Origin of the sequence: [Empedobacter] haloabium, from assembly GCA_008011715.2 — a bacterium.
GTDB classification, from domain to species: Bacteria; Pseudomonadota; Gammaproteobacteria; order Burkholderiales; family Burkholderiaceae_D; genus Rugamonas; species Rugamonas haloabia.
Window position 1 is genome coordinate 5161970 of record CP136508.1, and the last position, 26764, is coordinate 5188733.

12 protein-coding genes and 1 pseudogene are annotated in these 26764 nt (G+C 63.2%); 4 read left to right on the forward strand and 9 right to left on the reverse strand.

Annotation, left to right across the window (positions count from 1 at the left end; translation table 11 throughout):
* Positions 1-2: 2 nt before the first annotated feature.
* The 4 genes from E7V67_022355 to E7V67_022370 all read left to right on the forward strand — a co-directional run bounded on the left by E7V67_022355 (position 3) and on the right by E7V67_022370 (position 18593).
* A complete protein-coding gene (locus E7V67_022355) occupies positions 3-488 on the forward strand; it encodes an ankyrin repeat domain-containing protein (protein ID WUR12418.1) in 486 nt (161 codons plus the stop codon).
* 180 nt (positions 489-668) lie between these two features.
* Positions 669-1877, forward strand: coding sequence for a hypothetical protein (locus tag E7V67_022360; GenBank protein ID WUR12419.1), 1209 nt, complete (start codon positions 669-671; stop codon positions 1875-1877).
* 130 nt (positions 1878-2007) lie between these two features.
* Positions 2008-18297 carry a DUF4214 domain-containing protein gene (locus E7V67_022365; GenBank protein ID WUR12420.1) on the forward strand — a complete coding sequence of 5430 codons (16290 nt, stop codon included), beginning with the start codon at positions 2008-2010 and terminating at the stop codon, positions 18295-18297.
* Entirely contained in the window at positions 18294-18593 is a 300-nt protein-coding gene (locus tag E7V67_022370; protein ID WUR12421.1) for a contact-dependent growth inhibition system immunity protein, read from the forward strand. The genes E7V67_022365 and E7V67_022370 overlap by 4 nt, the downstream gene beginning before the upstream one ends.
* A 336-nt stretch (positions 18594-18929) precedes the next feature.
* Here the strand turns inward: E7V67_022370 and E7V67_022375 are convergent.
* From E7V67_022375 to E7V67_022415, 9 genes and pseudogenes are all read right to left on the reverse strand, one after another.
* Positions 18930-19568: pseudogene (locus E7V67_022375) on the reverse strand (IS66 family transposase).
* 45 nt (positions 19569-19613) lie between these two features.
* Positions 19614-21665 carry a flagellar biosynthesis protein FlhA gene (flhA, locus tag E7V67_022380; GenBank protein WUR12422.1) on the reverse strand — a complete coding sequence of 684 codons (2052 nt, stop codon included), beginning with the start codon at positions 21663-21665 and terminating at the stop codon, positions 19614-19616.
* A 2-nt stretch (positions 21666-21667) separates the two neighbouring features.
* Positions 21668-22747 carry a flagellar biosynthesis protein FlhB gene (gene flhB / locus E7V67_022385; protein WUR12423.1) on the reverse strand — a complete coding sequence of 360 codons (1080 nt, stop codon included), beginning with the start codon at positions 22745-22747 and terminating at the stop codon, positions 21668-21670.
* The gene (locus E7V67_022390; GenBank protein WUR12424.1) at positions 22747-23511 is read right to left on the reverse strand and encodes a flagellar biosynthetic protein FliR; all 765 of its coding nucleotides are present in this window, start codon (positions 23509-23511) and stop codon (positions 22747-22749) included. The genes flhB and E7V67_022390 overlap by 1 nt, the downstream gene beginning before the upstream one ends.
* A gap of 6 nt (positions 23512-23517) precedes the next feature.
* A complete protein-coding gene (gene fliQ, locus E7V67_022395; GenBank protein ID WUR12425.1) occupies positions 23518-23784 on the reverse strand; it encodes a flagellar biosynthesis protein FliQ in 267 nt (88 codons plus the stop codon).
* A gap of 35 nt (positions 23785-23819) precedes the next feature.
* Positions 23820-24968 (reverse strand): tetratricopeptide repeat protein, encoded by a 1149-nt coding sequence (locus E7V67_022400; protein WUR12426.1) that lies wholly within the window; start codon positions 24966-24968, stop codon positions 23820-23822.
* A gap of 3 nt (positions 24969-24971) precedes the next feature.
* Positions 24972-25364: a hypothetical protein gene (locus E7V67_022405; protein WUR12427.1), complete on the reverse strand. Its 393-nt coding sequence runs from the start codon at positions 25362-25364 to the stop codon at positions 24972-24974.
* Positions 25365-25369: 5 nt separating this feature from the next.
* On the reverse strand, positions 25370-25945 hold the full coding sequence (locus E7V67_022410; GenBank protein ID WUR12428.1) for a tetratricopeptide repeat protein: 576 nt from the start codon (positions 25943-25945) through the stop codon (positions 25370-25372).
* Between the two features lie 57 nt (positions 25946-26002).
* Positions 26003-26764, reverse strand: a complete 762-nt coding sequence (locus E7V67_022415) for a sigma-70 family RNA polymerase sigma factor (GenBank protein ID WUR12429.1) — start codon at positions 26762-26764, stop codon at positions 26003-26005.

Below are 26764 nucleotides of genomic sequence, written 5' to 3' on the forward strand. Positions count from 1 at the left end.
ATATGAGTCAGTTAAAAAGTGCATACGATGCAATATTGAAGAGGGAAAACCAGAATCTTCGGGAGATCCTTACTTCAGACGCTTCACTGTGCAGAGCCAATACTCCGTTTGGCACGCTCTTGCATGTCGCCGCAGGAGAGGGAAATATCGAAGCTATGAATATACTTATCTCATCAGGAGCCGACATCAATTCCCGGAGTGGCATTTTCAAGGGAAACGCTTTGAATTATGCGGCATCCAAGGGTCAAATCGATGCAGTTTCATTTTTACTAGACCTTAACTCAGAGATGGATACTGATGAGCCGGAAAAAAATCCGTTATTCGGCGCCATTTACATAGGGAATATAGAGATTGTTAGGATGCTCATAAAAAAGGGGATTGATATTAATGTTCGATACACCGGACCTTCAATGCATGAAATGGATGCTCATGCTTTTGCAGTTGAACGTGGGCAAAGAGAAATAGCTGCGGAGCTTTCAAAGTATTAATTTCTCCAAAAAAATCGGGTTCTGCCTGTTCGTAAATTACCTCCTGTACCAAATGCAGAGTCCAGCTGCACCTTTCTAGAGGACGAGGTTTCCCGCGTAGAAAGCCGCGCCGCCAACCGCGGCCAGGCCGTCGTCGACATCATCGACTACTACAGCAACGGCACCGGCACCGGCGGCAGCATGTCCCTGGCCGTGCAGCGCGAGCGCTTCAACGCCCAGGTGTCGGCGGCGATGGCCACGCTGCAGGCCACGACCGCGCAGCACGTCGCGGCGACGGACAAGGCCGTCCAGCGCCTGAAGCAGATCATCAATGACCCCGACAGCGTGGCCCGCCACACGCAGGAAGTCGTCTACGGCAACACCGTCCGCGCCGGCGGCAAGCCCGCCTTCCAGGGCAATCAGCTGACCCTGGACCGCTGGGGCAACGTGCTGTTGATCACCGATCCGCGCGACCCGAACTGGAAGACGACCTACACCTATAACGAGGCCAACCAGCAAACGTCCGGCACGGCCATCGGAAGTGGCGGCAAGCAAACGGCCCTGCAGACGAGCCGCTACGACGCCCTCGGCCGCCTGGTCGGCACGATCGACGGCCGCGGCGCATTGAACCAATACGTCTACGACACCGCCGGCAACCTGGCGCAGGAGATCCACGCCGACGGCGGCGTCGTCACCAACACCTACGACGCCTTCGGCAACCGCCTCTCCACCACGCAGCCGGACACCGTCCTGCCCGGCGAAACGCTGCCCGGCGTCACCACCCGCTACAGCTACGACCACCTGGGCCACCTGCTGACGACGCGCACCGCCGCGGTGAACGTGTACCTGGCGATCGACACCGGCTACGGCCCGCTGCCATCCAACCTGGTCGACTACAAGGAGTTGGTACAAGAGCGCGAATACGACGAACTGGGCCGCCTGATCCGCAGCCTCGGCTCGGACAAGACCGGCACCGAGCAGGAATACGACGGCAGCGGCAACGTGATCTGCACGGCCACGGTCGACCTGCGCGGCGACCGCGCCCTGCACGGCCGCACCTTGATCGCCTACGACGCCGAGAACCACAAGATCGCCACCAAGGACGCCAAGGAAAAGTCGATGTCCTGGCAGTACGAGAACGGCCGCCTGAAGACCAGCATCGACATGGGAGGCAAGGCGACGGCATACGGCTACGACGCCGCCGGCCGATCGCTGTCGCAGACGTCCGATTACGGCCAGGACCTGCGCTACACCTACAGCGGCACGAACCTCGTGCGCATCGACGACGTGGGCACGTCGCTCTCCACCGTCTATGCCTACGACAGCGCGGGCAACCGCGTGCGCGAGCGCCAGGTCTTCCTGAGCCGGCAAGCCGACGCCGCCGAGCGCCTGCAGAACAACACCGTCTAAGCCATTTCCAGGGCGACAATTTCCTTTAAAAAAATAATCTTAAAAAGACTAAACTTTTTGCAATTCCTATGGATACATTCCCAGAGAGGCTCATACGGGCCGGAATGTATATCAAACGGAGTAGTGAAGAATGGTTGCGATTGTTGGTGGGAACGGTTTGGGTGTGCAGAACAGCTCGGCAGGCACGCTGGGCTCGGCAGGATTGTTTGGAAACAGCACCCATGGGGCCACCAAAGAAGCGGTGTACGTCAACGCCGCCAATGGCAACCTCGTCATCAACGACCGCGACGAATGGCTGGTGTCGTTGGGCGTGGACGTTGCGCTAACGCGTACCTACAACTCCCAAGGCAATCTTAGTACCGGCGCCGGCAGCAACTGGATGACTGGTCCCGCCAAGCGTATCGAGAGCCTGACGGGCACCCTCAACAAGGCCGGCAGTACCGTTACCCGCATCGACAGCGATGGTAGCAGCCAGCTGTATACCTATGACGCGGCGGCCAAGGTCTACCGCAGCACCGATGGCGACGGCGCCCACGATACGCTGCTGGGCGATGCCACCGGCTGGACCTGGCTGGGTGACCGGCGCGACCGCAACGGCGTCTACGAGCGCTATGACCTGGCCGGGCGCATTATCGCCACGGGCGAAAAACAGCAGGACAGTATCAAGTACACCTACAACGGGGCCGGCCAACTCGAGACCGTCACGGACCAGACCGGAGATGTGAGCCGCTATGAGTATGCCAACGGCAACCTCGTGAAGATTCGCACGAAACCTGCCAACGGGCAGGAAGAGGTACGGACCTATTACGAATACGACGCGCAGAACCGCTTGGCGGCCGTCGTCATCGACATGAGCCCGCAGGACGGCTCGATCGCGGATGGTCAGGTGTACCGCACCAGCTACCAGTATTGGGACACCAGCAGCCGCCTGAAGCAGGTTCGGCAAAGCGACAACACCACGCTGAACTTCATCTACGACGACCTGGGCCGCGTCGCCAGCTTTACCGACGAAATGGGTCGTATCACCCGCTTCGACTACGCCACACCAGGCCGCACGACCGTGACGGAGCCCGGCGGCAATCGCGTCACCTACGCCTATGATGATCGCAACCAGCTCACCACCGTGACCCGATCCGTCGCCGGAACCGAGCAGGTTACCTCGTTCTTCTACGATGGCGAAGGCAATGTCGTCCGTACCGTCAGCCCTGCCGGGCTCGCGACGGTTTACGAGTACGATACGAACGGCAACCGCGTGCTCGAACGCGATGCGGACGGGCGCACGGTGCGCCGCCAGTATAGTTCGCTCAATTACCTGAACAACGAAACGAGCTACTCCAACGTGGACCCGGACAGTGACGGTCCATCGTCCGCTGCAGGCGCCATGACGCGCCACTATGTGTACGACGCGGCTGGCCGCATCCGCTTCATCGTATCGCCACTGGGCAAGGTCACCGAATACCGCTACAACGCCATTGGGCAAATCGGCGCGGAGCTGGACTACAACCGCATGCTGCCCAGTACCACGCCCCTGAACGAGGGCATCGATGCGTGGGCACAGCGCGTCGCGGAGGAGCCGAACAGCGTCGCCAGCCGGATCGAGTATAGCTACAATGCCCGCGGCAGCATCGAATCGACAACCACCTACAGCGCTTTCCAAGGCCGCAAGGGTCTCGTGGACGGCACCCAGACGGTGCGGCGGTTCGTTTACGACCAGGCCGGGCAGCTGCTTAGTGTCATTGTCAACGGCAATCCCACGACGACCTACACCTATGACGAACTGGGCCGCCAGCTGACGCAGACAGAAGCGGACGGCACGCGCAAGGTCACCACGTACCGCGATGCCGCCAACCAGGTCACCGTCAGCTCCTATGCAAAGGGAGACGAGAATTCCTACCTGGACCTGCAGCAGTTTTACGACGCCTCGGGCGCGCTGCTCAAGACGTATGCCTCGGCCAGCGACTTTCCGGGCGACACTGGCACGGTGCAGTTCGACTATGACGCCAGCGGCCGCCTGCGCGCGACGCGCGACAGCAGCAACAACATCACACATATGCTGTACGACACGGCCGGCCGCAAGGTCGCTGAAATCGTCGGCAAGTCGATGGTCGAGTACCTGTACGACTATGACGGACGGCTGACCGGCACAATCCGCTACGCGGGAGACGTCGACACCGCGCTGCTGCTGGGGAGCACAGGCACCCTGCTGTACCCATCGCTGGAGACACTGCGCCCCACTACGCTCGTCGCGGCCAATCGGCGCACCTGGAACAGCTACGACGCCGGCGGCCGGCTGGTCGCGTCGGTCGATGCCAACCGCTACCTCACGCGCTTCGAATACGATGGCGCGGGCCATCTGGTGCGCACCATCGCCCGTGCCACGCAAATCGATAGCGCGTTGCTCGAGGCGGGGCGGATTCCCGCCTCACACCCGGACGAAGCTGCCGACGACGACCGCATCAGCCGTACGTTCTACGACAACGCAGGCAAGGTCGTCGGCAAACTCGATGGTGCCGGTTACCTTACCGAACTGGTCTACGATCCCGCCGGCCGCCTGGTCGATACGATCACTTCGCTGCAGCCGGCACCGGTCGAATTGCGCGCTACAGGCTCCCTCGCATCGTTGCGCCCGGGTGCCAACGATGCTGTCGCGCACCAGCGCAATTTCTACGATGGCAAAGGCCAAGTGGTCGGCATCGTCGATGCCGCCAACTACCTGACCGAGATCACGTATGACGCGGCCGGCAATGTCAGCGGCCGCCGACAATACGCGATCGCCGTCGCCACGCCCACCGCCGCCACGTTGGGCGAACTCGGCGCGCAGGTCAGCGCGGACGACCACGTTACGTTGTACACCTATAACGCGATGAACCAGGTGTTGACGGAAACGGCCGCGAACGGTGACATAATCCGCTACGGCTACGACGCCCGTGGGCGCCAGGTGACCATCGCGCGCAGCAGCCCGACCACCACCGAGCGCATTTCGACGCGGCGCTACGATACGCTGGGCCGCGTCATCGCCGAACTGAGCCCCGAAGGCACGGTCAAGCTGGCCGCCCTGCCCGCCTCGTCCACGGCAGCGGACGCCGCGCGGATCTGGTCGGCCTACGGTATCAGCTACACCTACGATTCCGACGGCCGCCGCACCAGCATGACCGACCAGCTGAACAACCAAACGCTGTACCTCTACGACCAGAACCGGCTGGCGGTCACCATCGATGCCGCCGGCAACTGGGAGCGCTATGCCTACGACGCGTTCGGCGACCTGATCGAGGTAGCCCGCTATGTGATGCCCATATCCTGGGCAGACAGGAATAGGATCAGGGAGGGCACGCTGGCGTCCCTCCCAACCAGCGGGGCCGCCTTTTACACCAAATACTATTACGACAACGACGGCCGCAAGGTCTACACGGCCAATGCGGACGGCTCGGTGCAAAAGACCGAATACAACGCGTTCGATGATGTGACGGGCACGCTGCAATACCAGACGCCACTGTCGCAAGTCGTGGAGGCGATCCGCGCCCGTGGGCATACGTCAGGTGCGCAGGACGACTTGGCCAAGGCACTGGCCGGGACCGCGGCCAGTCAGCGTGCCTACTACGATACCGACGGCCGCCTGGTCCTCGCGGTCGATGCCAACGGCAACGTCGAAGGCCGGACTTACAGCGCACGCGACACCGTCGCGACCATCAGGCAATATGGCAAGTCGGGCAGCGCCGCCATGGATGTGGCGGCACTGCTCGCCCTGGCCGACAACAGCCTCGATCGTACCCAGTCGTTCACCTACGACGTGCGCGGCCTGCGCATCGGTGCCACCGATCCGATGGGATACCGCACCGTCACCGGGTACAACGCCTTTGGCCAAGCCGACAAGGTCGCCCGCTACGGCACTGCCAACAACGCCGTCGCGCAAACGCTATACGACAGCGCCGGCCGCACTCGTGCCACCGTCAGTGCCGCTGGTACCCTGACGGCCCTCAGCTACGATGCCGAGGGCCGCATCGTCGAGCAGGTAACGTATGCCAAGCCGTTCGACAGCACGCCCACTGTCGCCGACATCCAGACTGCCCTGAGCGGCAAGACGCTGAGCATCGCCGCCGACGACGCACGTCAGCGCTTCGTCTACGACAAGAACGGCCGCCTGGCCGCCACGCTGACGTTCCAGACCGCAGGAGTCAGCAACCAGTGGACCGTGACGAGCCAGAGCTACGACAAGGCCGGCCGGCTGATACAGCGCACCAGCTTCGCGACGCCATTCTCCAGCGCCGACCTGACGCCGCCCGACGACGCCATCACGGCCTGGATTGCCGATCCGGCGCGCGCCACCGAGGCGAACCGCGCCAGCAACAGCACGGTCGTGTACATCTACGATACCGGCAGCCGCATCGTCGCCACCGCGACCGCGCAGCGCGGCGTGGACGGCGAGCGCGAGTGGGCAATCGCGCAGAACATCTACAATGGCGCCGGATTGGTACAGCAACGTATCGAACGGGCTACGCCGCTCAAGAGCGCCATGCCGACGGCGGCGCAGATCACCGCGTTGGCCAGCAGTGCCAATGACGCCGTCACGATCAACAGATTCGACGCCATGGGCCGGGTCATCGCGAGTGCGAAATCGCTCGGTGTGGCCGGCGAATGGGCGTTGACCACGCGCGAGTACGACACCGCCGGCAACTTGCTGAGCGTGCGAGAACACGCCGTGCCGCTGACGAACGTCACGTTGGCAAGCTCGCTCAAGGGCTCGATCGACGAACGCGACCGCCTGACGCGCTACAGCTACGACGCCGGCAGCCGGCTGGTGGCGACCGTGGACGCGGCGGGATCGGCTGTCCGCCTCGAATACGATGCGCGCGGCAACGTAATCAGTTCGACGCGGTTCTTCACTCCCGTATCCGGGACCGGCAAGCTTGGCATGGACTTCAAGCCGGCAAGCACCTCGATGGACCGCGTCACCCGCACTTTCTACGACAAGAACAACCATCCCTCCTTCGTCATCGATGCCGAAGGTGCGGTAACGTTCCGCCGCTATGACGGCAACGGCAATGTGACCGTGTCGATCGCCTACGCGACGAAACTGCCGAGCGCCACCATCAACAGTCTGACCAGTGCGGCCAGTCTGGCGACGCTGATGACGCGATACCGCGATGTGAACGACCGCATCCAGTACTTCGCCTATTATCCCGACGGCCGTCTGCGTCACGCGATCGATGCGCTGGGCTACATGACCGGCAAGGACTACGACTCGGCCGGTCGCGTGGTACGCGAGCTGGCCTTCCCGGTCGCCGTGACGATGCCATCCAATCCGACCGATGCCCAGATTCGCACGGCTGGCGAGCAGGCCAGGTCGGCGCAGCTGGGCGACTCCCGCACTCGTGCAACCACCTACGACTACGATGCCGGCGGCAACCTGGCCACCGTCACGGACGCACTGGGCAACACCGAGCGCTACACATACGATGGCCTGGGCCGCAAGAGCAGCTTCACCAATAAACTGGGCGCGTCCTGGACGTACGAATACGACGCCGCAGGCCGGCTGGTCAAGGAAACCAGCCCGGAGTTCAACACCCTTGCCGATGGGCTGGCCGCCCGCGTCGGCGACTGGGGCATGCAGCAGACGCAAGCCCTGGTGACGAAGATGGAATACGACGTGCTGGGCAACCTGGTGCGCCGCACCGAGGCGGCCGGCATCGCCGGCAAGGAGCGCAGCACCGAGTACCGCTACGATGCCGTCGGGCGCCAGATCCAGACCGTCTTGCCGGCGGTTTCGGTCTATGACGAAGTCAAGGACACCCGCCCTGCGACAGGAGAACACACGGTAACGGAATCGCTGTCCGGCGCGCGCACGGTTACTGTGCGCTATGACGCGCTGGGCAACGCCGTCTCCAACGTCGATGTCGGCGGCAACACCAGCTACAAGGTGTACGACAAGGCCGGCCATGTACGCTTCGAGGTGGACGCGAAAAAATTCGTGACCGCCTACCGCTACGACAACTTCGGCCAGGTCAGTACCATGACCCGCTACGCCAACACCCTCCAGTCCAGTGACGCCGACCTGGCGACAATTTCGGACAGCGGCGTGGAGTCGCTGCTGCAGCGCGACGGCGCCAAGGATCGCACGATCAGCTACGGCTACGATGCGGGGGGCCGCAAGACCCGCACGTCCGAGCACATCGTGGCAGTCTACGACCGCCACAGCACGACTGGAAACCCCTACCTCAGCGCCGGCCGCACCACCATCAACGAATACAACGCGTTCGGCGAAGTGTTCCGCCAGTCCGTATTTGGCGCGCTCAGCGACGGCACGCCAGTGACGCAAGCGGCGGTAACGCGCTTCTACTACACCGTGCGTGGCGAGAAGAGCGCGCAGATCGCCGCGTTGTCCGACGTCGCGGGGCAGCGCCGCGGCTACCTGACGACCTATGCCTACGACGCCGCCGGCAACCTGCAGGAGCGGCTGGAGTACGCCAACGAGTTCGGCACGTGGACTGATACGACCTACGACGGTTATGCGACATCGGAGCAAGATCGCCATGTGGCCTACAAGTACGACGCATTGAACCGCAAGACCAGTGAGATCAAGCTGAACGTTACCTACGCGGACAGCAGCAAGGACGCCAATCTCGTCGAACATGGCAGCCTGACGACGCAATTCGACTACGATGCGATCGGCAACCAGATCAGCGTTATCGATGCGGTGGGCGGCCAGACGCTGACCTACTTCGACAAGCTCGGGCATACGATCGCAGTTGCACACAAACAGGCCAGCGCCAACGGCGATATCGGCTCGCTCGGCACCAGGCTGACCGAGTTCAAGGTCGACGTTCTCGGCAACGTGGTGATGCGCATCGACTATGCGGACAGCGCGCCCGAATCCACCAAGGATGGCGCGTCCGAAGCCATGCGGCTGAATCCGGCGAACCGCATCACCGCCACACGCTACGATAACTGGGGCCGCGCGCTGGAGACGCTGGACGCCGAACAGTTCGCGACCGGCCGCCAGAGCACGAAGATGTCGTACGACGTCTACGGACGCGTGGTCAAGCAGTGGCGCGCCGTGACCAGCGTAACGGGTGCGAAGTCGACGTCGTTCCAGGTCATGGGCTACGACTTGCTGGGCCGCGTCACGTCGGTCCTGACGCCAGGGCTGGTCAACCTGATCGACAACGTCACCGGTCCCTCGAACAAGCGCGTCAACGAATATAACGCCTTCGGCGAAATGACGTCGACTTATCTGGACGGGATGCCGGACACAAAGATCTACAGCGAGTACGACCAGGCCGGCAACATCTGGCTGACCAACAACGACAAGAACGTCCACACCGTACGCCTGTATGACGTACAGGGCAACGCGACCGCCGTGATCCAGAGCACGAGCGATACGCCCGACGAGTTCCAGTCGCTGGACAATGCGAACGAAGTATTGGCGAAAGACGCCGTGCTGCGCACGGAAAATCGCTACGACTTGCTGAACCACCTGGTGGACAGCCGCCTGGCACCGGACAGCCACGCGACCGTGCTGGTGCGCCAGAACGAGAAGTGGGTGCGCAAGGTGCTCGGGCGCGACGAAAGCATGACGGACAGCCTCCTGGTCATCGGCGGCGGCAGCGACGACGCGGGCCTCAAGCTGGGGGTGCGTTACCGCCTTCCTGGCGCGGCCTGGAGCGAGGCGCCGGACGTGCGCATCCGTGTCCTCGACGGAACGGTGGTGTTCGATACCGGCAACCTGCCGGCGGGCGACTACGAATACGAGATCATGGTCACCCCACCGGGCGAACTTCGATTCGCTCGCTCCGGCGGCCAATTGCGCATCGCGCACCCCGCCGACCCGGCCAGGGAGCGCCAGGTCATCGCGCTGTACCTGATGCTGTTCGGCCGTGCACCCGACCTGGACGGTTTGAACTGGTGGCTGGAGGCTGCCAACCGCGACGGTCTCGGCATGGCCGCGCTGTTCGCGTCGCAACTGGCGAGCGATGAGGTACGCCAACGGCTGACCGGCACGCCCGACCAGATCATGGCCCAGATTTTCCAGGCATTCGGCTCGACGGCCACGCCGGAACAACTCGCACGCTGGGCGCAACGCTACACGACGGCGACGGTGGCGGACGGCAGCGTTGCGTTCGACCAGCGTGGCCTGGCCCTGGCCGATCTGCTGGCCAGCGTCAGTGCCGACAAGGACGGCTCGGGCAAGGTGCTGAACGACCGCGTGGCCGCACTGCACAACTTCGTCTTCCAACAACATGGCAATGACGCGGCCAGCGCCGCCAAGGTGCTGGAGCTGGCGACTACCGACCTCGCTGGCGCCCTGGCTAAGGGCAACGAGCTGGGTGCACTGGAGCGTTCCAACACGCGCCTGATCGAGCTCTATATCGCGCTGTTCGGCCGCGCGCCGGACTTGGCTGGCCTGGGTTTCTGGACCGATGCACTGACCAAGGGTGCAACCCTCGAGCATGTCGCGGAGCAGCTGCTGGCAAGTCCTGAAGCCGGACAGGCCTGGCTGTATCCATCCGCCGGCCTGACCGCGACACAGTACAACAGGCAGCTCGTCAGCCGTGCCTACCGTACCGCGATCGATCGCCAGCCGTCCGAAGCGGAACTGAACGACTGGCTGGCAAAGCTGAACTCGGGGGCGCTGAGCCGCGCCCAGTTCGCGCTACAGCTGGTCGCCCAGATCGGCGGCTACAAGGGCAGCGACGGCGCTCGCCTGGCCGACCGTGCCATGTTCGCGAACAAGGTATCAGTCTCCTATACCGCCGTCGTCACGCTGCGTACCGACCTGCCGGTGGGCGCCGACAGCTCCGCCCTGCTGAAGGGCATCACGTCGGCCGCGACGGCCCAGGAGGCGGCGCAGAAGGCGATCCTTGCCGCCGGCGCCGCAGCCGCCGTGGCGAGCGCCACCAGCGCCGCCGCCAGCATCGCCGGTGCCGCCACCCCGATGGAAGACACTCGCCGCGGCCTGGTGCGGTTGTACGCGACCATTCTTGGCCGGGTACCGGACCGGCTCGGCTTCGATACGTACCTGTCCACCGCGCCATACAGCCGCGAACGATGGACCGCAACGACGCTGGAGTTCCTCAACAGCAGCGAAGCGAAAGGCTTCCTGGGTGACTGGACCCGGATGGACAACCGAACGTTCGTCGCAGCGCTGTACCGCAACGCTCTCGGGAGTGTCACGCAGGGTCCCCGCATCCAGGCGGAGATGGACGGTTTCGTCAAGCGCCTGCAAGCCGGCGCTTCCCCTGCCCAGGTAGCGTATGACATTGCCACCGGCATGCTGCAGACGCCCGACCTGGACGGGGACGATGCGAAAGCCAAGGCGCTGCTCGACAACCGCACGGCGGTAGGCCTGTCGACCACGCAGTCGCTTTCCCTCGTCAGTCCCGCGATTGCGCGTACCGTCCTGTCGCTGGTCACGGCGACCGATATGTCGGTCGCGCTGAACAGCGCGTACAGCGGCTCGCAGGATGCCATCACAGCGAAACTGGACCAGTTGCGCGGTGCGGCGACGAGTGCCGTTCAGTTGGCCGATGCGCTGAGCGAAGCTGCCGGGGCGAATGTCAGTGCCGTTGCAATTGCCGAGACCATGAAGAACAACCCAGCGGCAGTGCGACGCCTGCAACTCACCCAGCTGTATGTGGCATTGCTGGGACGTTCAGCGTCCAACCCGCCGGATGTCGTGGGTGTTCAGTACTATACCGACAACACGACGACGTCCGAGCAGGTCATCCAGAGCTTCTTCGTGAACAAGGAAGGCCTGGAGATCTTCCCGACGAGCTTGGGTAACGCCGCGTTTGTCGATCGGGTCGTCGAGAAAGCACTGGGCAGTGCAGGACTGATCGGGAGCGCCGAGCGCAACGAATGGACCGGCCGCTTGTCCACGCAGTCACGCGAGAAGGTTGCGCTGGATATCGTCAACCACGTCATCAACTACACGGTCAAAGGCAGCGCGCCGGTGAGCGTGGAGTTCCTCACCGCTCGCGCGCAGTTGCTGCAGCGTGTGGCCGACGCATTCGTCAAGCTCGATGAGAACACGGCGGCGGAAGTGAGCCGTATCAAGGAATTGCTTGACTCATCGAAACGAAAGATGGAGGAACTCGCTGCACCGTTGGCAGCATTGAAGAAAACCGCGGACGATGCCGACCAGGCACGTGCACAGGCTGCTAGCGCGGCCGCCAGCGCGCTGGAGAGTGCATACAGCGCCGGTGATGCCACGGGAAGCAAGCGCCTGCTGGTGGTGCGCATGTACGCGACGCTGCTCAAGCGCGCCGCTGGCGTTGGTCCCACACTGGATGATACGACCAACTATCTGCCCATGACCGAAGTGCAGATCGCGAAAACCATCATTGAGAGTGCGGAAGGTAAGAGATACTTCCCGGACAATAGTAGCAATGCCGACTTTGTACGCCAGCTGTACGGTACCGTATTGGGTCGCCCCCCTACCGAAGGGGATATCTCGTCCTACAGCAACATGATTGTTCAGAATAGCCGTGCGTACGCTGCGCTGTACATGGTCAGGGACTTCTTCAACTATTCTGACGGGTTACCTGACCAACTGCTCGGCAAGAAGACTATTGATGACACGGTCGCCGGTTTCCTGCTGGACCTGAAGACGACCGCCACCGACCGCTACCGTGCCGCTGCCACGACGCAGTCATGGATTAAGGAGCTGGACAGGGCGAACCAAGCCGTAGCAACCGCTGACAAAAATATAAAAGATGCCGAGTGGGGGAATACCTATGGCATGCAGTGGCGTAATGGCAAAGCGACGCGTAAAAAAGATCTGATCGAAATTTATGCCGCTCTGCGTGGATTCGAAAGAAATGGCGCAACGTATGACTATGTTACGAACAAGGCAGACTACGAAGGTGTGATGTTCTGGGTGGTTGATCCCAACAAGGATTGGCGTCCGGGTATGATCGATAAGCTTTTGGACGTCGATTATCCAGCCGACCCAAGAGACTTCGTTTTAAAGCTTTATAGGAAGGCGGTAGGCCGTACTAACCCAAGCGAACAGGACGTTAGACGGTACGTAGCAAAAGTAGCGGCGGAGGGGCGCAGGGCCGTCGCCGAACAATTGATTGTCATTGGAAAAAGCTACTGGACTCGCACATTTAACGATATCACTGCCAGCTTGGACGAGAAGTCTAGCAAGGACATCCAGACAAAAGCCAACGCAGACGCAGAGAAGCTAAAGGCCGAAAGCGAGGTGGCGACGGCCAAGACCAATTTAGGAACAAATCCCCCGACGTTAGCCGCCGCGACCGATGCGAGGGATTTTGCATATAACTTGGGCCTGACCATGGTCGGTCTGTTCAACGCCCACCCGAAAGTGATTACAGCCGATGAGAAGTACATCGCTGCCGCGGATGCACGAAAGAATTTTAACGACAAGGACGGTGACTACAAGAAGGCCGCTGAAAAATACCAGGAAACGAAAAATACGCTGGACAGATATCAGGCCGTTGCAGCCCTCGGCGACGCCGTGCGTAAAGCAAACAGCGCCTATGCCACCGCAGCCGCAAAGCTGCCGGCGATGTTACGCGCCAGCACGACCACCAACGTCCAGGCCCAGCGCATCACGCAGTTGTACTTCACACTGCTGAACCGTGGGCCAACGTTGCCGGAGCTGTATCTCGCCCAGGAGCGCATCGCGTCCGGGACAAGCCTGACCGACATCGCGGCCACGCTGCTGAAAGGAGAAGGCGCCAGCTTGTATCCTTCGACGCTGACCAATGAAGCGTTCGTACGACAGCTGTACAACCTGGCATTCTCACGCGTCCCCGACGATTCCGGGCTGAACAACTACATTGGCGAATTGGCCCAGTTGGGCCGCGCCGAACTGTCCGCTCGCTTCGTGATCAGTGTCGCGGACCAGAACAATGGTGATACGCGCACCGTCAACGATCGTTCTGGCGCATGGCTCAGGCAACTGGCCGCGGCACCGGTAGCCAATAGCATGGTCGACGCGGTGATCGACGCCGGTGCCGAAGCCGGCCGGGAAAAGGCCGCAAAGCTCAACGCCACGGCTGCGGCTGCCCTTGCTGCATCCCCGGATGCCCAGCGCATCACGCAACTGACACGCCTGTACGTCACGCTGCTGAACCGCACACCGGACATCGGCGGCCTGAACTCCTATGCCCGCATGATGCGCGCCGAGTCCGCCAACACGATGGCGGTCGTCGCGCAGCTGATCCTCGACGACGTGGAAGCGCAGCGCCTGTACCCGGCCAGCATGAGCGACAGCGCCTTCGTGGCGAAGCTCTACGAGCTGGCGATTGGCCGTCCCGCGACAGGCGAGGAACTGGCCCAGTTCACGGCCATGCTGCCGGCACGCACGCGCGGCCAGGTGGCGTGCGCCATCATCGACGCGGTACTGGGCTACAACGGCACCGACCGCCTGCAGCAGGCCGCGCAGCTGGGCTTCGCGGCCAAGCTCGGTGCCGCCCTGAACCAGGTGGCGGCGCTGGCCAAAGCCGAGGAAGACGCTACCCGCTCTGCCGTGACGGCGCTGGACCGCTCGGTGGCGGCGAAGGTCCGCACGATGTACCTGGGCGAGCCGACAGCGAGCACAACCACGGCGCAGCAAGCCAATGTGGCGCTGGCTGGCAATAACCTGATCACGGTGGACCGCTGGGGCAACGTCATTGCGATGGCGGACCAGCGCAACACGAACTACCGTGTCACGTACCGGTACAACCACGAGAACCAGCTGATCGGCCAGACGCAGCGCCCTGCTCCTGGCAAGGAGCCTGCGAGCGCCAATACCCGCTACGACGCCCTGGGCCGCGTGGCCGCGCAGGTGGACTACAACGGCAACAAGAACACGACAACCTACGATAGCGAAGGAAATGCCTGGCGCGAGTATCATGCCGACGGTGGCATTGTCGAGAGCAGCTACAACCTGTTCGGTAATCGCCTGACGGTGCGCCAGCCGGGCACGACGTTCTGGGATTACCCAATTCCCGGGGTACTGACGACATACCGATACGACTACCTGGGCCATCTGCTGACGACGCAAACCGAGCAGGTGGATGTGTACGAAGCGGTCGACGATGGCTATGGCCCGTTACCCTCCAAGCCCGTTGGCTCTCGGAGTTTGGTCCAGCGTCGCGAATACGACGAACTGGGCCGCGTGATCCGCAGCATCAACAGCGACAACACCGGCACGCAACAGGAATACGACGCCAACGGCAACGTGATCTCGACGGCCACGGTCGACCTGCGCAATGGCCGCTTATACGGGCGCACGGTGTTCGCTTACGACAGCGAAAACCACAAGATCGCCAGCAAGGACGCCAACAACAAATCGATGAAGTGGGAGTACGCGAAAGGCCGCATGACGGCCAGCTTCGACATGGAGAACAAGCGGACGGGCTATAGCTATGACCAGGCCGGGCGCTTGGTGTCTCAGGTCTCGGAACGGGGTCAAAAGTTATACTACACGTTCACCGGCGCGAACTTGACCCGCATCGAAGACGCGGCCACGATGCTGACGACGCACTACGCCTACGACGCCAACGGCAACCGCGTGCGCGAACGGCAGGTCTACCTGGGCAACGAGGAGGACGCGCCGCCCCAACTGCAGAACAACACGCTGCGCTACGATGCGCAGAACCGTCTCGTCGGCGTCCTGGATGACAAGATCGACCTGACCTACAGCTACGACGCCAACGGTAACCGCGTCAAAATCGTCAGCCGCTACGACAACGGCGAGCCGATCACCCGGTTCAACGCATTCGACGCGATGAACCGCCAGACGATCGTCAACGGCGACTGGGTCGGCGACGAGAAAACCGGCCACGCCGTCCGCGGCAGCGGTCATGAGATCACTTACGACAAGGCAGGCAACCGTGAAACCGACACATACAACGGCACCAGCGTCATCACGTCTTTCGGCAGCTACAGTTATCAAAAGAACTCTGTCACGACCGAGACCTACCGTTACGACCGGGCCGGGCGCCTGAGCCAGATTTTGCGCGACGGCCTGCTGATCGACGAGCGCCACTACGACGCCGGCAGCCGCATCAGCCAGTCCGGCCTGGTGAACAAAGGCGCCCGCGGCGTTGCCGACGTACTCAAGGCATTGGGCATCGACGTGGCCCAGCAGGTGTACACCTACAATGCGTTCGGCCGCACGACGCGCCAGAAGAACCTCAACGCCAACCTGGACACGATCAGCGACACCTGGTTCGGCACCAATTACGACGCAATGGGCAACCTGACCGGCTACGACACGGTGCCCGTCAAGGGCGACAAGGGCATCTACCGCATCGAATACTCGTACCGCGATTCGTACAAGGAGTTCAAGACCACGCTGGCCAAGGACAATTCCGAAGTGACCAGCGAGTACGACGTCAACGGCAACCGCATCAAGATCTTCGACAGCAAGACCGGCACCTTGCGCAACCGCTTGTGGTACGACGCCGAAGGCCACGTGCAGGCCTATATGCCCGACGGCACCAAGACGCCGACGGGTACCGTCCCGCACTTCAACCTGATCGTCAACGGCAATGTGCTGGGCGAGGAAAACGGCAGTGCGGACAATATCCTCGGGTCCAACTACATGCCGCTGACGAACGCCTCGCTGTCGGCACCGCCAAGCAGCTACAGCGTGCAGAGTGCTAACGAGACGTTACAAAGCATCGCCCAGACCATCTGGGGCGACGCGAACCTGTGGTACCTGATCGCCGACGCGAACGCCTTGACGGCCGAGTCCAAGCTGGAAGCCGGATCCATTCTGCGCATTCCGGCGCGAGTGAACACGGTGCATGGCGACTACGACACGTACAAGCCGTACAACCCGACCGAGCAGATCGGCAACACGGCGCCGGTAATGCCGCCGCCGAGGGCCAACAAGGGATGTGGCGTCTTCGGTCAGGTCATTCAAATCGCTATTGCGATCGTCGCAAACACCTTCGGCGGCCCCGTGCTCGCATCCATCGCCAGTCAGCTGGCCGGGATGGCAATGGGCGTGCAGGATAAATTCAGCTGGAAGGCAGTTGCGCTAGCCGCAGTCATGCCGGATGTCGGTCAAATGATTCCGAACGCGGACTGGGTGCCTGATGTCTTCAATGATGGCACGTGGAAGCAGGCCGCCGCGCGTGCAGCGGTATCGAACATGGCTACTCAAGCCGTTAGCGTGGCGACCGGCCTGCAGGATCACTTCCAATGGCGTAATGTTGCGGCAGCGGCAGCGGGCGCGGGCGCTGGATTCGCAGCTGCTGAGTACTTGAAGGGAACGAATCCAGTTGCGAATTGGTTCGGTGATAACAAGCTGGGCAAGGACACCACCGTCGGCTTCGTTCGCGGGATGAGCGCTGCTATGGCCCGGGGCGGCAAAATAGAAGTTGCTCTGATCGCTACCGATGCGTTTGGCAATGCGCTCGCGAGCAGCTTGTCGAGCAAGTCGTCCGTGAACGATGCCGAACGCAAGTTGCAACAAGCTGGCGTAGATCTGAAGAGCGCACCGCGCTTTGCTTCGTTGTCGACCGGCGATAGGGATGCGATGAGCGATGTCCCAACGCTCAATGATATGACGGCTGCTTCGGCAAGATCGGTTGCTGCTTCAGTGCAAAGTGCGGAAGATACGGTATCTGGTGAATCAGGCGGTACAATCTACATGAACGTGTCACAGTTCAAGGATAGCGAGGCGCAAGTTAACGTGCCAGGTCAACGCTTGTCTTTCTGGGGCAAGGTTGAATCATATCTTGAGGAGGGTTTCGGCAACTTCAAAAATGGGTTTTTCCAGGGAGTGTCTGATGCGTCACAATCTCGAGGATACCCAGACGTAACAGATGGGACCGCCGATAAGACCTCGACGTCTTACCTGCTTGGGACTGGGTTCGGGAAGGCCTTGGTTAATCAGTCAACGTCTGGCGTGAGAATGTCCGCACTTGCCACAAGATCGGCTATAGAAAATGGATCGGGAAGTGGTGCGCGTAAAAACTACGCGCCAGCCGCAATTGAGTTCGACGGTTCCACACAGCAAATTGGCCGTGGGGCGCATAACGCTGCCGCGGCCCAGGCGCCATTTAGCAAAATTGTTCCGGGCGGAGGATTGCAAACTCACGAAGCCGCTGGTGGCCATTTGATTCTTAAGCATGTCGGACAAACAGAGCAATCGTTAGTGACACGCTTGGCTAATGAGCCCAGGATTATTGGATCGTCGTCGTACTATGATCGAGGAATAGCTGAAAATGCGGTATCGCAGGCGTTGGACGCGAATCAAACCGCGATCTCTACTTGGCTGAATGGCTCAGCAGGTCGTCTGCGGATTGACCACACACTTCCGAATCCTGTCGGTATTTCGGTTTCGCGCGGAGCAACGAGTGCAATTGACGTAAATTCAACTCGAACAATTCTTGTGCGAGATCCGTCAATGCCAACTGGATATAAAATTCTTACGGGATTCCCAACAACACCATGACCTTTGAAAAGTTAGATGTGCTTGAACAGTTGCTTGGTTGCTATCTTCATCAGGATTGGCTAGATGAATTTGATGACGATGCCGCTGCGCTTCAGGCGATCCTTGAATCTGAGCCGAAAGAGCAAATTGCAGCCGGCGTGGGGGAGCTTGATGCGCTGCTGGCTGCAGAGCTACTGGAAAACGACTTGAGAACGATTCTTGTTGATCAAGTCGGGTGTTACTTTGATCCAAGCTCGGAAGGGCTTACTTACAAACAGTGGCTGGGTCGAGTGCGCAGTGCGTTTTTAGGAGGATAGCGCCGGCCGTATCCCGTTCGTACCCTGGCCGGGATTTTTCGTATCTCGGTCGTATGCTATTTGTATCCCACCCTAGCTGCGGAAAAATCCGCTCCGGTGTCAAAACCCCAGCAAGGGGGCGATACTGGGCGGGCGCGCGGGGAATCCCCGCCACGCTTCCAATCTCTCACACATCAAGCAACCTCCGGTTTCTGCGGGAACCCGCGCTGCGCTTGGGTTCCCGCATAATACGGGGTCGCTGCGCTCTGTGTTACGGGGTAAGCATCGGCTCAGCACCGTCTTGAGGCGTCAGATGGAAAGCGAGATGATGCTTGCCACACCACTAGGAAGCGGAGTTCAGCCGGCCAGTTTGGCGGCACAGTTTAAGGGCAGCAAATCGTCGACGCGGTTGATCGGACGATCGGCGATATGCGTCAGCACATGGCGCAACCAGGCTTCTGGGTCGATACCGTTCACCTTGGCCGTTCCGATCAGTCCATACATGGCGGCAGCGCGTTCGCCACCACTGTCGGCACCGGCAAACAGGTAGTTTCGTCGGCCTAGTGCGACGCCGCGCAGCGCACGTTCGGCGGCCGAGTTGTCGATCTCGATGAGGCCATCGTCGGCATACCGAGTCAGCGCTGACCACAGCTTGAGGGCGTACAAGATTGCCGCCGTATCGGATTTGCGCGACAGCTTGGCGAGTGTGGCATACAGCCATCGCTCCAGGTCTTCCAGGAGCGGTTTCGCTTGCTGCTGACGTGCAGCACGACATTCGTCTGGCGGCTTGCCGCGGATGGATTCTTCGATGCCATACAGCTCGCCGATCCGGTGCAGCGCCTCGGTGGTCAGTGGTGTCGGGCGAGCCACATGCAGGTCATAAAATTTACGGCGTGCGTGGGCCCAGCAGCCTGCTTCGACCACACGGCCGGTTTCGTAGGCGGCATTGAAGCCGGCGTAGGCATCGGCCTGCAGGATGCCGTGGAAGTTGGTTAAGGTAGCGAGTTTCCGCGCATATTTTTTCGCCGCGAGAAGCTCCCACTACACCCCAACCGTCCCAAACGCCTTCAAACTAACCGAATTGGGAATCTCAGCCATGGAAAGAATCCGCATATGCGGCACCACCCGCTCCGACAGGCTGCGCAAGTGACGCCGCAGGTCGGGCGAGCAAAGCAGCACCGGCAGCATATTCCCCTTCATCATCCGCTCCGACTGCGCCGCCAGGCGTGACAGCAGTTGCTCGGCGTATTTCGGTTCGACGACCAGGTTGCCGCCTGCCTCCGCATCGCGCAGGCCCTGCATCAGGGTCTGCTCGATTGCCGGGTCCAGGGTCAGGACGTTGAGCGACGTGCCCTCCCCCAGCAGCGACTGGCAGATGGCGGCGCCCAGCTTCTGGCGCACCAGCTCCGTCAGGTAGCCCAGGTCCTTGCTGTTGCGCCCCATGTCCACCAGCGTTTCCAGGATCACTTCCAGGTTGCGGATCGAGACCTTCTCGCGCAGCAGGTTTTGCAGCACCTTCTGCACGTCGCTGATCGACAGGATCGTCGGGATCAGTTCTTCCACCAGGCCGGGTTGCTGCTGGCGCACGCGCTGCAGCAGGCGGTCGGTCTCGGTGCGCGTCAGCAGGCTGGCGGCCTGCTGCTTCAGCACCTCGCTGATGTGCGTGATGAAGACGGTGGCCGGGTCGACCAGCGTGTAGCGCGCGGCACGTGCCACTTCGCGCTCGCTGTCCTCGACCCAGACGGCTGGCAGGCCATAAGTAGGCTCGCGCGTCTCGATGCCCTTCAACAGGCGCGCGTCCTTGCTGGCGCGGATCGCCAGCGTGCGGTCCGTCATGATCTCGCCACGGCCGGCCGGCACGCCGAAGATCTGCAGCTCGTAGCCGTTGGTGGAGAGCTGCGGCGCGTCGCGGAAGCGCACGCGCGGCAGCACCATGCCCGACTCCAGCGCGTACTGCTTGCGGATCGCGGCGATGCGGTCCGTGAACACGGTCTGCTCGCCCTTCACCAGCGGCGCCAGGCTGGCACCCACGTGCACCTCGATCGGCTCCACCTTCAGCATCTCGTAGGCGTCTTCCTCGCCCTTGGCCGCTTCGCTGTCCGCCGCTTCTTCTTCCTTGTCGGCGGTGCCGCCCTGCTTCGCCTTGCGCAGGATCAGGATGCCGGCACCCAGCAGCACGCAGATCAGGGTCATCACCGGCAGCGCCGGAATCCCCGGCAGGAACAGCAGCACGGCCAGCGCGCCCGTGACGATGAACAGCGTTTTCGGGAAGGCCGTCAGCTGCTTCAGCACTTCGTTGCTCAATTCGCCATCCGACGCGGAGCGCGTGACGATGATGCCGGTGCCGACGGCGATGACCAGCGCCGGTACCTGGGTGACGATGCCGTCGCCCACCGTCAGCAGGGTAAACGTGTGCAGCGCCTCGTTCCACGGCATCCCCATCTGCATCACGCCGATCACCAGGCCGCCGATGATGTTAATCAAGAGGATCAGGATGCCGGCGATGGCGTCGCCCTTGACGAATTTGCTGGCGCCGTCCATCGCGCCATAGAAGCCGCTTTCCTTTTCCAAGAGCTTGCGGCGGCGCTTGGCCTCGTCCTGGTCGATGAAGCCCATGTTCAGGTCCGCGTCGATGCTCATCTGCTGGCCCGGCATGCTGTCCAGCGTGAAGCGCGCCGCCACTTCGGAGACGCGCTGGGCACCGTTGGTCACCACCACGTACTGCACCACGACGAGGATCAGGAACACGATCAGGCCGATCACGTAGTTGCCGCCCACGACGTAGGAGCCGATCGCCGAGATCACGCGGCCCGCGTCCGCGTCGGACAGGATCAGGCGCGTCGTCGCCACGTTCAGCGATAGCCGGAACAGCGTGGCGATCAGCAGCAGCGACGGGAACGTGGAGAACTCCACGGGCCGGGCGATGTAGAACGTCAGCAGCAGGATCAACAGCGCGAAGCTGACATTGGTCAGGATCAGGAAGTCCAGCAGGCCCGATGGGATCGGCACGAACAGTACCGTCAGGATGCCGACCACCAGCAGTACCAGCACCAGGTCCGTGTTGCGTTGGAAGACGCGGCGTAAAGCGTTCATTGTTACCTCTTCTGATTGCGGCGGGCGTCGCGCATGGCGTACACCCAGACCATGATCTTGGCGATCTGCGGATACAGCTTTTCCGGCACGTAGCCGTCGAAATCCACTTCACGGAACAGCGTGCGGGCCAGCGGCCGGTTCTGCACGACGGGAATCTGGTGCCGGGCCGCGACCTCGCGCATCTTGCGCGCCAGGTCGCCGGCGCCCTTCGCCACCACCTGCGGCGCGCCGGACGTGCCGTGGCGGTAGCTCAATGCCACCGCCAGGTGCGTGGGGTTGGTGATCAAGACGTCGGCATCGGGCACCTTGCTGACGGCCTTGCTGCGCTTGAGCATCTGCTGGCGCAGCTCGCGGATGCGCGAACGGATGCGCGGATCGCCCTCGCGGTTCTTGTGCTCGTCCTTGACGTCGCGCTTGCTCATGCGCATGCGCTTGGCGAATTCCCAGCGCACGAAGCCCAGGTCCAGCAGGGCAATGACGAGGTGCGTGAACAGCAGCTTGACCAGCAGCGCGGCGCACAGACCGACCAGCACGCGCAGGTAGGCCTTGGCTTCCGTGCCTGGCAGGCCAACCAGTCCAGGCACCAGCTCGCGCAGCGCGAAGTAGACGACCGTGGTCAGAATCGCCAGCTTGATGCAGCTCTTGAAGGCCTCGAACAGTGTGCGCATCGAGAACACCCGCTTGAAGCCCGTGACGGGATTCAAGCGGTTGATGTCCGGCTTGATCGGGTGGAAGCTGAAGATCGGCCCTGTCTGCGCCAGGTTGACCAGTACCGCCACCACCACCAGCGCCAGCAGCAGTGGCGCCAGGATCGTCAGCAGCGCGAGCAACAGGTCGCCCATCCAGGCGGCGGCGCTGGCGACCGTCCAGTCTCCGTGGCCGATCTTGCCGAGAATGCGATGCTGCAGCTGCACCGTCAGGCGCAGCGCTTCCCAGGCATTGGCCTTGATGACCAGCACGAGCGCCGCCAACATGGCCAGCGACGTGATGTCCATGCTGCGCGCCACCGAGCCCTGCTTGCGCGCTTCCTCCAGCTTGTGCGGAGTGGCCTGTTCCGACCGGTCCGAGTCCTGCTCCGCCATTACGTCAACACCTTCTGCCAGAATTCAAAAATCGACCCGTACACCCGTCCCATCGACGGTCCCAGGGTCGTCACCGTCAAGGCCAGCACCGCCGTGCCGACCACGATCTTGACGGGCACGCCGACGACGAACACGTTCATCTGCGGCAGCACGCGTGATACGAATGCCAACGCCGTCTCCGTCAGCAGCAGCATCAGCAGCACAGGAATGATCAACGACACGCCGAGCGAAAACATGAGGCCGAACTGGCGCACGACCGCATCCACCGGCATCGCGCCGAAGCCGGTGCCGGGCGGCACGTGCTCCAGCGAGAACGCCAGGCCGCGCAGGAAGGCGTGGTGGCCGTCCATGGCGAAGAACATCACGGCGCCCAGCATGTTCAGCATCGTGGCGAACAGCGGCAAGCCGGCGCGGGTGACGGGGTCGTACACGGTGCCGATGCCGAAGCCGCTCTGCACGTCCAGGATCTTGCCCGCCAGCGCGAACGCGCCAAAGGCCGCGAACACGCCGAAGGCCAGCGTGCCGCCCACCACGAGCTCATTGCAGGCGCCGCTGAACACCGGGCCCAGCTCCAGCGGGCCGGCCGGCAGGCGTGGGCCCAGGCCCTGCACCAGCAGTGCCGCCAGCGCGAACGTCAGCAGCACCCGCACAGTCACCAAGCTGCCCAGCCCCGCCAGGATCGGCGACAGCAGCAGCACGACGCCGAGCCGGATCACGACGTAGAAGATGCCCAGCACCCATGCCGGGTCGAATTCGATCAGCATGGAACGTCAGAAGTAGGCGGGGATGTTGGCGATCAGGTTGGCGGAAAAACCGATCAGGCGCTTCAGCATCCATGGGCCGCAGACGACGAGCACCACCACCGCCGCGATCAGCTTCGGGATGAAGGTGAGCGACTGCTCCTGCACCTGCGTGACCACCTGGATCACGCTGATCAACAGGCCCACCGCCAGGGTCACGGCCAGCAGCGGGGCGGAAATGATCAGGGCGTTCCACAGCAGGTCCGCCAGCATCTGCAGGGCGGCGTCAGAACCCATGGCCCCTCTCCTCGCCCGCAGTTGTCGTCACGATATCAACGCGCTTCATACGCCTTCGCCAAATCCGCCAGGTTGCGGCCGTTCACGCCCTGGCGCGACTGCATGATGCGCATGGCCAGCTGGCGGAAGCGCTGCGGGTCTTCCGTCTGGCCGCCCAGCACCATCTGCGCGTAGCGCGCGGCCAGGCCTTGCGGGTCCAGGCCCAGCGCGCGGTCGATGCTCTTCTGCGCTTCGTCACGCTGGCCGGCCAGCGCCTGCACGACGGCGATGCCGCCATGGCTCTCGCCGAAGTTGCGGTCCAGTTCCAGCGCTGTCGTGAAGGCATCGCGGGCGCCAGCGTGGTCGCCGGCGAACAGGCAGCACCAGCCCAGGCTGTGCCAGGTGCCGATGTGGCCTGGCATGAAACGCAGCGCCGTTTCCAGCTGCTTGCGCGCCGTCGGCAGGTCGCGCTGCAGCAGCGTGGCCATGCCCAGCGCCGACCAGGCGCGCCCTTCCTCGGGACGCGTTGCCAGCACTTCGTTGAGCAGGCGCACGGCCGTGGCTTCGTCCACTTCGCCCAGGGCCAGGGAGCCGGCCGTGACGAGGGCCTCGGCCTGGCGTTGGCCGCCTGCCAGCGCGGCGTCGCACAGTTCGCGCGCCGCCGCCACGTCGCCGCTGTCCAGCGCCGCCAAGCTGGCCGCGCCCAGGAATGCGGCATCTCCGCCGCAATGGGCGCGGTGCGCCTGGGCCAGCGCCAGCGCCTGCTCCGGATCGCCCAGCTGGTGCAGCACCTGCACCAGCAAGGTGGCCGCGGCGGGGAACAGGTCTTCGCGCGGCGCGAACGGTGCCAGCGTGTCGTAGGCGGCCTGGTACAGGCCCTGGCGGTAGCGCGCATAGGCCGCGCCGTAGGCCAGCGCCGGGTCGGCGTGGCGCTGCACCAGCGCGTCGAACACGTCGGCGGCTTCAGGCCAGCGCTGTTGCGCCAGACGGGCGTTGCCCAGGCGGGCGCGCAGGAAATCGTCGTGCGGGCAGCGCTCGACCGCGGCTTCGGCATGGCGTGCCGCGCGTTCCGGCTGCTGCGCCGCCAGGGCCTGGTCGATCGCCGCCGCCAACAGGTGCGGATTGGCGGGATCGCTGGCGAGATAGGTTTCGGTCCGTTCCAGCTGGCCCAAGGCGGCTGCCAGGCGCGTATCTTGTTGCTGCATCGATCAACTTCCTTTTGTGAGGTCCGCCGGCTTGCCGCCGAGCAGATGGGTAATGGCATCCTGGACCAGCGGCGCGCAGCGCGCGTCGGCCTCCAGGGTTCGCTGGACATCGTCGACCAGCTGGTGGAAGCGGGGGTCTGCATTCAGGCCCTCGCCCAGTTCCGCCAGCAGGACCGATTCCAGGAAGATGCGGAAGGCCTTGCGGCCGCGGCCCGGGTCGTCCGGCGCGATCTGGCGCACGCGCAGTTCGATCAGCCCCTGCAGGCCGTCCGCCTTCCGGCCGCCACCGGCGCGCGCCGGCCGCGCGGGCGCCTTGCCCGCGACGGCGCGGCCACGCGTGGCCAGCTGCGACTGGATGACGGCGACCAGCTGGCCGACCGACGCGATGCCCGGCATGGTCGTCAGTGCCGCTGGTTGCCGGCGTAGGCCGACAGCAGGATGTGGTCAGCACCTTCGCTGTCCTCGGCCGGCTGCGGCGCCTCTTCCAGACGGCGGCCGATTTCGTCGATGATGCGCTGCATGTCGCCGTTCAGCGCCGGGTTCGACTCGTTGCGCTCGATACCGTCGGCCAGGGCCTGGATCGCGCGCTGCATGTCGTTGCCGATCAAGGCCAGGAGGCCGGTCGCGAACTGCTGCAGCGCGGCGTCGTCGCCCATCTCCGCCAGCGGACGCAATGCGTCGGCCGCGCGCTCTTCCTTGTTGGCGCCCAGGTACAGCAGCGCCAGTTGCAGGCGCGCCGTCCACAGCGCCGGATCGAGGGCGATGGCCGCTTCCATCTCGTCCATGGCGCGGTCGTACAAGCGGATCTGCGCGTATTCCGCACCCAGCAGGTAATGCGCCGCCGCGGTGGCGTCGGCGCGGCTGACCGCTTCCTTCAGGTAGGCGATCGCGCTGGCGCTGTCGCCGGCGCCGCTGACGGAAATGGCCAGCTGGAACAGCTCGGCCTGATCAAGCATCGCAAGTGTGTCGTTCTTCATGGTCTCGTCCAGGTTGGCCGCGGGGCGGCCGGGTAAAAGGTTAAGGGTACAATACAGCTAAAAACTCCAGTCCACCACATCGCGCAGGCGCCACTGCCGGCGCAGCGTCGCCAGGCCATCGGTATGCAGCTGCGAGACGCGGCTCCTGCTGACGCCCAGGTGAGCGGCGATCTCGTCGAAGCCGCGCTGCTCCAGGTAGTGCCAGCTCAGCACCTTGCGCTGGCGCTCGCCCAGCCCGGCCAGCATCTCGCGCAGCCGGGCGCGCAGCTGGCGCAGCTCGATGCCGTCGTAGGCCTGCTCGATGCTCGGCTCGTCGCCATCGCGCACCATGCCGGTGCCCTCCAGCGCAAAGCCCACCGCCAGGCCGATCGCCAGGTCGGCCAGGTGCGCGAACAGCGCGGCCGGGTCGTCCCGCCGCGGCGCCGGCTGCAGGATGCCGTCGATCCGCTCGGCCAGCACGCGGCGGCGCGCCGCCACCTGCTCCTGCACTTCCGAATACGAGCCGATGCCGGACAGGATCGCGCCATTGATGCGCAGCGCGGCAAAGGTCTCGAAGCGGGCGCCCTGGCCCGGATCGTAGCGGTCCACCGCTTCCATCAATCCCAGCCGCGCATACTGCAGGAAATCGTCGAACTCCAGTTCCAGGAACGTGCGCCGGGCGTACATGCGCGCGGCCAGCATGCGGGCGAACTCCATGTAGCGCCCGATCAGGCGCTGGCGCAAGCCTTCCTCGCGGCCGCTGACGAACGCCGTCCACAGGGATGGCGCCTCGTCCGCGCTCACCGGCTCGGCTACCATGGCGTAGGCACTGGCGTTCAT